Origin of the sequence: Gemmatimonas sp., assembly GCF_041689975.1 — a bacterium.
In the GTDB taxonomy this organism is placed as follows: domain Bacteria; phylum Gemmatimonadota; class Gemmatimonadetes; order Gemmatimonadales; family Gemmatimonadaceae; genus Gemmatimonas.
The window spans coordinates 1-6491 of sequence record NZ_JBDNFF010000302.1; the positions used below are offsets into that span (position 1 = coordinate 1).

Consider the following 6491-nt stretch of genomic DNA (forward strand, 5'->3'; position numbering starts at 1 on the left):
CGAAGTCGTTCGGCAGGTGATTCGTGAAGAGCTGCGGGCTGTTTGATTGCAGTTACTCCTAAATTCGTAGCTGCTTACACCCGTATTTATTGGGTTTAAGGGCTAAATGATGGTTTATCTTGGCCTTTATAGAAGTCCTGGTTGATCGATTTGACTTCTAAACTGGCTTAATTCGGCAAAAACCAGGCACTTTTCGAATGCAATTTCGGCCTCTAGCGCCCTATTTATATGCGCAAGCAGCTATTTATTTATTTGGTAGCGTTTAAATTATGAAAATGACAGTTGATCCTGCGAATCCGCGAACTTGGCCAAAGGGTCGAGTGGATGCGATGAGGCTTGATGCCACGACTCAGAGAGATCTGGCAGCGCAGCAAGCCAGCGACGACGCCAGCGCCATGCAAGACGCAGCCAAATACACACGCCGAGTTCGTCAGCGCCTCGGGCTCACGCAGCATGAGCTGTCGCAACGCATCGATGTGTCACTTGAAACCATCCGCAATTGGGAGCAAGGCAAACGCAGCCCAACGGGAGCGGCGAAGGCGTTGTTGAGGGTACTTGACCGGGTGCCTGAGCCTGCGCTGGAAGCGTTGGGGTGAAAGTAGAACCCATCACCGGCGGCGGATACCACTCCGCAGTCACCGCAGAACAGCTGCGCAGCGTTTACCAAAACCTGGGCTCAACGCTGCAGGTGCAAAAACGCGAAACCGAGTTGTCAGGGCTGCTGGCTTTGCTGGCGGCGGTGATTGCTGTTGTGGCGACTGTGCTTTCTGTGGTTTGGTTTCGGCGGGTTGGGTGAATATTGATCCGGCCTTGTGAAGTCTGAACCTCTTTATCCGTTCGCCCTGAGCCTGTCGAAGGGTTTCCCTGTGCCAGCACGGCCCCGCCGCGTCAATGTGTGTTCGCCGCGCGCTTACCGGCCGCGTGTCAAGGGTGGGTTCGCTGGCCGCTTACCGATCTTCCACGCCAAAGGTATCCGCGATGCAGCGACGGGCGACGGAATCGCCGGGCAGGTGCATGAGCGATGGACGAGAAGTGAACGATCCGAGTCGTTAAGAAATGAGAATCATGAGAAGGCCGATCGATCAGGTACTCGGAAAGTGCGTGAGTTGCGGCGCATGTGCTCGTTTCCATACCATCACCGAGCGCTCGTACTCGATCACCGTCTTTCCGTTCTGGTTGAGGCCGTGTGTTCGCACTTTTACTACGCCCTGGCCAGGACGCGACTTCGACTCGCGCACTTCGATCACTTGGGATTCGGAGTAGAGTGTGTCACCCGCGAAAACCGGGTGGGGCAGCCGAATGTAATCCCAGCCGAGAGCAAAGCCATTCTCGCTGATGTCCGTTACGCCCAGCCCAGCCACCACCGCGAGCGTCACCACGCTGTTGACCAGCGGTTTGCCGAACTCGGTCTGCGCTGCGTAGTGCGTGTTGAAGTGTATCTGGTTGGTGTTGTTGCTGAGACAGGTAAACCATATGTTGTCGGCGTCGGTCACCGTTCGCCCCAACCGCGAGCGATAGACGTCGCCGACCTCGAAGTCTTCATAGTACCGTCCTGCCCAACCTTGCTTCACCATCATCTCACCTTCTTCAAGTTTACCGTTTCTGTCGCTCCACAGATCGTAGCGTTTGTCTTGCCCGCTCGTAGATCGGCGCGTCAATAAGCTGGCCGTCCACCTCTATGCTACCCTTTCCCGCCGCCGCTGCCGCGTCGAACTCAACGATCACCTTGCGTGCGAATTCGATCTGCTGTTCGCTCGGCTGGAACGCGCGAGTCACTGGCTCAATCTGTGACGGATGGATGAGGCTCTTGCCGGTAAAGCCTAGCGCACGCGACATTTCACAGTCGCCCGAGAGGCCCGTCGCATCCTTCAAATCAGGCCAGACGCCATCGATCGATGCGACGCCTGCAGCAGCAGCTGCCACAACGATGTGTGAGCGTGCATAGAGTAAATCGCTAGCCGGTCCATGGCGCACCGTCGGCAGGCCGAGCGCTCGGCTGAAATCTTCGGCGCCGAACATCAAGCCTGCCACGCGCGGCGAGGCGGATGCGAGTGCCGCTGCGGCGAGCAGCGCGCGCGGGGACTCGATGGCCAGCACCATGGCCGTAATTTTTCCTGCGTCGCGCCGGGCTTCCAGGCGCGACAACTCGTGCTCCAGCCATCGCACCTGTTCGACGTTGTCGACCTTGGGGACGACGATGCCTTCCAGACCCGGTGTCACTACCGCCTGGAGATCGAGCATGCACTCCGACGTGCTGACAGCATTGATACGCACGAAGCGTGTGGGGCTCTCGTATCGCCGCGCACGCCCGAGCGCCTCAGCAACCTGCGACCGCGCGCTAGCCTTGAGCGCGGGGACGACGCTGTCTTCGAGGTCGAGCATGATTACGTCCACCGGCAACCCGAACGCCTTGTCAACCATGCGTGGGATCTGCCCGGGAACGAATATCCATGAGTGCCTGTCTTGCATCATCTATGTCTCCTCACGCCGCCCAGTCGCGTTCGATCGCCTGCCAACCGACCTCGATTCCCAGGACCGGACTCTCCGGAACATGAATCCAGCCTTCTTCATTCATACGAACCGGATCGACCGCGACATCGTGCGTCCAGCAGGTCGACGATTTCAACAAGGCTCGGGCCGACCCACTGCATGCTCTCGTGCGTCGGATAGAAATTCTCGCGGTTCGTCGTCATCGCTGCCTTTAGACCGACGCGCGTGCAGATTCATTCCCGAGCCCTGGCCTCTGTGCACGAAGCCACTGTTCCCGCTCCCGCGTGGCGTGATGCAGTTCTTGCATCACTGCGGGAATGCGGCTACGCAAAACGCACAGTGCAGCTTCGGTAGTGCCTCCATGCGTAGCGACGGCGTCTACGATGCACGTCAGAGAATAGCTGTCGTCGAGCAAGGCACCTACTCCCGCCAGCGTCTCCACGCACATCTGCTGGATCTCGTCAACCGCAAGGCCACGCGCATTGGCGGCTGAAGAAGTAGCGAGCAACTGCGCAAGGCAGGCGACTATCGCCGGGCCACACGAGCAGATGTCCGTCGCGATTCTTACGTCCGCCTCACCAACTAGCATCGGACGGGAGAAGGGGCGCATGAACGAGCACACCTTCTCGATCTGTTCGGTGCTGGCGCGCGGTCCAGGGATTACCAGCGCCACGCCTCGCCCAACCTGGTGCGCGACGTTCGGCACCAGCCTGATGATCGGGTTCGGCATCAAAGTCGACAGGTCTTCAAGGCTGACGCCGCTGGAGATGCACACGAACACGGCATCAGGCCGTAACAAAGCCGCTAGCGCCGCTGCTGCACCGATATACGGTCCGGCGGGTAGACACAAGATCAGCACGTCCGCCGATGCCGTGACCTCCTCCGGCGTGCCAGTGCGAAGCCCGGGAACGTCTGCCTTCAGCGCCTCGAGCGGCGCCGCCGAACGGTTGGCCACGCGGATTACGGCGCTATTGTCGCCGGCGTAGCGCGAGTGGGCGCGAACGAGCATAGCTCCCATCGCCCCAGCGCCGATGATGCCGACGTTCACGGCGTAGCGCTCGCGAAGGCCGCATCTCCAGATCGTCTAGAGGAGACTATCTGTTCGTTCACGTCGTCCGAAATATGCATGGGTCATTGCGGCTCGATCTTCGCCTTTGCCGCCAAAGTCCTGTACTTCTCGATCTCGCTGTTGATAAATCTCGCGAACTCCGCCGGCGCCCTTCCAACGGGATCGGCGCCGAGCTCCAGCACCTTGTTGCGTATATCGGGCTCGTTGAGGATCTTGGTGATCTCAGCGTGAAGCCGGCTAACTACCTCTGGCGGAGTCTTCGCCGGAGCAAGCATGCCATAAAACTGGGAGATGTTGAATCCTTCGAAGCCACTCTCGGCGATAGTCGGAATGTCGGGTTGCGTAGGAAACCGTTTCTCGGTGGTGACCGCGATCGGGCGCAGATTCCCCGACTTCAAATGCGGAACCGCCGACGCAAGTGACAGAAAAGCGAGCGGAACGTGCCCTGCTATGACCGCCTGCATTGCTGGGCCGGCGCCCGGATAAGGAACATGGCGCAGGTCGGTCTTCGCCATCGAATTGAGCAATTCGCCAGCGATGTGGTTTGGGCTGCCTATGCCCACCGACGCGAAGTCCGGCGTGTTGGGACTGCGCCCCGCCTTGATCACATCGGCGAACGTCTTGAAGTCCGACTTCGGACTGGCGGCTAGGACCACCGGCGCTATCGCCACGAGCGTCACAGGCGCGAGGTCTGTCCTAGGGTCGTAGGGCATCGACTTGAACAGTGCGACGTTGAGCGCGGCCTCGTTGGCACCTGCGAAGAGCAGTGTGTAGCCGTCGGGCGCCGCCCTTACGACGTACTGTGCTCCTATCATGCCTGTCGCGCCAGCCTTGTTCTCAACCACGAACTGCTGGCTGAGCGTCGCCGACAGCCTTTGCGCGAGCAGCCGCGCCAGCGCGTCCGTCGCGCCACCGGGACTGTAAGCAACGACTAGCCTCACCGGCTTGTTCGGATAAGGCTGCGCGATGGCGGCCCCGTTGGCGAGCAGTACGAGTGCCGCCGCGCCGAGCGCAAGCACGGCGGCGCTGGCGAGCGAGCGTCGCCGGCGCAAAGTCGACCGTATTCCTTCTCTCCTTGCAGCGGTCATGTCAGCGTTCGAATTCATAGCCGATCCTTTCGTTAAAAGTTGTTCTCCATATTACCCTATCGATTGCCTACAGAAGCGCGGCGAAGCTTCTCCAGCGTCGCCACGCGCACCATCTCATTGAACACCGTCATAACACCCTCATCGACGCCCATCCCAGGTCGCCCTGCGATGGACTGCGGCTGTGTGGCCATCGCCAGGTTCGCCATGTGCATCGCCGAGATGTCAGTTTCGTTGCACGTTCCGCCAACCATCGCCCCGACGCCGTTGCGGTTGCAGTACAGGATGGCGTCGACGATATTGTGTAGCCCGCCGAGTGTGATCGTCTTGACGTTGATTCGTTGGATGCTCTTCGAGTCGATCCAGTCCTTCAGGTCTTCGAAGTTGTTGCACCATTCGTCGATCATCAGGTCGACGTCCGAGCCCCTTGCACGCAGCATCGCATTGAGTTTCGCCATTCCCTCGAGCTGAGCGGCCTTGCTTCCGAGATCGATCGGCATCTCGATGATGAACTTGAACGGCTTTGCCGCCTCGCCGCAGCGCACGAGGAAGTCGGCTACCTTTTCCAGGTTGTTGTCGAATGCATAGCCGATCGTGCCGTAGGTGTCGAAGTGCAACTCGGGCATGTAGTCAGGATCGCCAATCTCCTGGACGCGCTTGCGCACCCAGGTCACGTAATCGAGGAACTTGCTGCCGTCCGCGCCCACCTTGTCGCGCACGTTGTTGATGAGCCCGTGCGGAATGATGTCGATGCGCTTGAGGATCATCTTGTCGACATTGGTGTAGCGCTCGTCGCCGGTCTGTGCGTAGATGCGGATCGGCTTTTCGGCGACCGTCGTCCCGTACTCGTCGGCAATCACTCCGGCTCGGGTGATGCGCCTCCTGATGGCGACGGCATCGAGCAGCGCCTGCGTCACGCCGTAGCGGATCGCCGGATGCAATCGAGTGCCGTTCACCTCGATCGCGTCGATCGCCTTTGAGGCCGGAACGAACGCCTCGATCTCGCGCCCGAGCAGCTTAGGGACAACATGCTGCTCGATCAGTGGAATCGCCGCCGAATGCGAGAACGGCGACTCCCGGCCACCGGAACCCGAATATTGGGTCCCCGCGCAGTCGCCTAGTGCGACTTCTCCGTTGTCCATAACGAGCATCACCAGCACTGACTCGCCGGGCTGCCGGATCTGCTTAAAGCCCGACGTGAGAGGCTTGCCCTTATAGATGAAGCCGTCCAGTGGGGCGTCCTTGAGAATCGCCAGCTTGTCATCCGTGTAGAAGCCGGTGAGTCCGGCACCGAGCAATACGTTCTTGATTCTCATGGTACTTTAGTTTCCTTTGACGGTTGCGATCTGACGGGCGATTGGCTCAGCTTCGCACCGTCGGGAAAAGACAATTGGACGGCCACGATCGCGCCGTGTACGTGCGCCCGCGCCAAGCGCTCGGCCTCGTCGCCCTTGCCCGCGGCGATCGCGGCAGCAATGCGCGTGAGCTCCTCGGACGACTTCGTTCGCCGGTCGCTGAGCAACGTGGTCGTCAGCCGGACCAAGTGCACCTGGTCATTGATCCTGCGCGACGTGTCGATCAACTGGCGGTTACCGGTCGCTTCGTAGATCAACTCGTGGAACTGACGATCGGTGTCAGCCAGCCGCTTCGGCTCGTGCTCCGAAAGATCCTTGAGCCCGGCCGGGTCAATGAGCTTGCGCAACCGCTCGATAGTCGACTCATCGGCCCGTTCACTCGCCAGCCGGGCGGCGAAACCTTCAAGTGCCTCGCGCAGTTCGAGGAGCTCGAGGATTTCTGCCTTGTTGAAGTCGCTGACGAAAGCGCCGCGGCGGGGCAGGATGGTTGCG

The 6491-nt window shown here is 60.1% G+C and carries 8 protein-coding genes; 2 read left to right on the plus strand and 6 right to left on the minus strand.

Translation table 11 applies throughout. The features are described from left to right. Positions 1 to 275: 275 nt before the first annotated feature. Positions 276 to 596 carry a helix-turn-helix domain-containing protein gene (locus ACESNG_RS18385; protein ID WP_373070251.1) on the plus strand — a complete coding sequence of 107 codons (321 nt, stop codon included), beginning with the start codon at positions 276 to 278 and terminating at the stop codon, positions 594 to 596. Next, the gene (locus tag ACESNG_RS18390) at positions 593 to 796 is read left to right on the plus strand and encodes a hypothetical protein (RefSeq protein WP_373070237.1); all 204 of its coding nucleotides are present in this window, start codon (positions 593 to 595) and stop codon (positions 794 to 796) included. Before ACESNG_RS18385 ends, ACESNG_RS18390 begins: the two co-directional genes overlap by 4 nt. 286 nt (positions 797 to 1082) lie before the next feature. Here the strand turns inward: ACESNG_RS18390 and ACESNG_RS18395 are convergent, their stop codons facing one another. The 6 genes from ACESNG_RS18395 to ACESNG_RS18420 form a co-directional block, all read right to left on the minus strand. Further along, entirely contained in the window at positions 1083 to 1577 is a 495-nt protein-coding gene (locus ACESNG_RS18395; protein ID WP_373070239.1) for a MaoC family dehydratase, read from the minus strand. 16 nt (positions 1578 to 1593) lie between these two features. Further along, positions 1594 to 2472: a CoA ester lyase gene (locus tag ACESNG_RS18400; RefSeq protein ID WP_373070241.1), complete on the minus strand. Its 879-nt coding sequence runs from the start codon at positions 2470 to 2472 to the stop codon at positions 1594 to 1596. A gap of 229 nt (positions 2473 to 2701) precedes the next feature. Next, positions 2702 to 3538, minus strand: coding sequence for a pyrroline-5-carboxylate reductase family protein (locus ACESNG_RS18405; protein ID WP_373070243.1), 837 nt, complete (start codon positions 3536 to 3538; stop codon positions 2702 to 2704). Between the two features lie 83 nt (positions 3539 to 3621). Continuing rightward, positions 3622 to 4665, minus strand: coding sequence for a Bug family tripartite tricarboxylate transporter substrate binding protein (locus tag ACESNG_RS18410; RefSeq protein WP_373070245.1), 1044 nt, complete (start codon positions 4663 to 4665; stop codon positions 3622 to 3624). A 38-nt stretch (positions 4666 to 4703) separates the two neighbouring features. Beyond that, on the minus strand, positions 4704 to 5960 hold the full coding sequence (locus ACESNG_RS18415; RefSeq protein ID WP_373070247.1) for a methylaspartate ammonia-lyase: 1257 nt from the start codon (positions 5958 to 5960) through the stop codon (positions 4704 to 4706). Beyond that, the coding region (locus ACESNG_RS18420; protein WP_373070249.1) for a GntR family transcriptional regulator at positions 5957 to 6491 on the minus strand (535 nt) is incomplete at its 5' end. The genes ACESNG_RS18420 and ACESNG_RS18415, both read right to left, overlap by 4 nt.

What these genes read in the sequence shown, in the direction of transcription:
- ACESNG_RS18385 (WP_373070251.1), top strand. Translation starts at nt 276, where the DNA reads ATGACAGTTGATCCTGCGAATCCGCGAACTTGGCCAAAGGGTCGAGTG.
- ACESNG_RS18395 (WP_373070239.1), bottom strand. Translation starts at nt 1,577, where the DNA reads ATGATGGTGAAGCAAGGTTGGGCAGGACGGTACTATGAAGACTTCGAG.
- ACESNG_RS18400 (WP_373070241.1), bottom strand. Translation starts at nt 2,472, where the DNA reads ATGATGCAAGACAGGCACTCATGGATATTCGTTCCCGGGCAGATCCCA.
- ACESNG_RS18410 (WP_373070245.1), bottom strand. Translation starts at nt 4,665, where the DNA reads ATGAATTCGAACGCTGACATGACCGCTGCAAGGAGAGAAGGAATACGG.
- ACESNG_RS18415 (WP_373070247.1), bottom strand. Translation starts at nt 5,960, where the DNA reads ATGAGAATCAAGAACGTATTGCTCGGTGCCGGACTCACCGGCTTCTAC.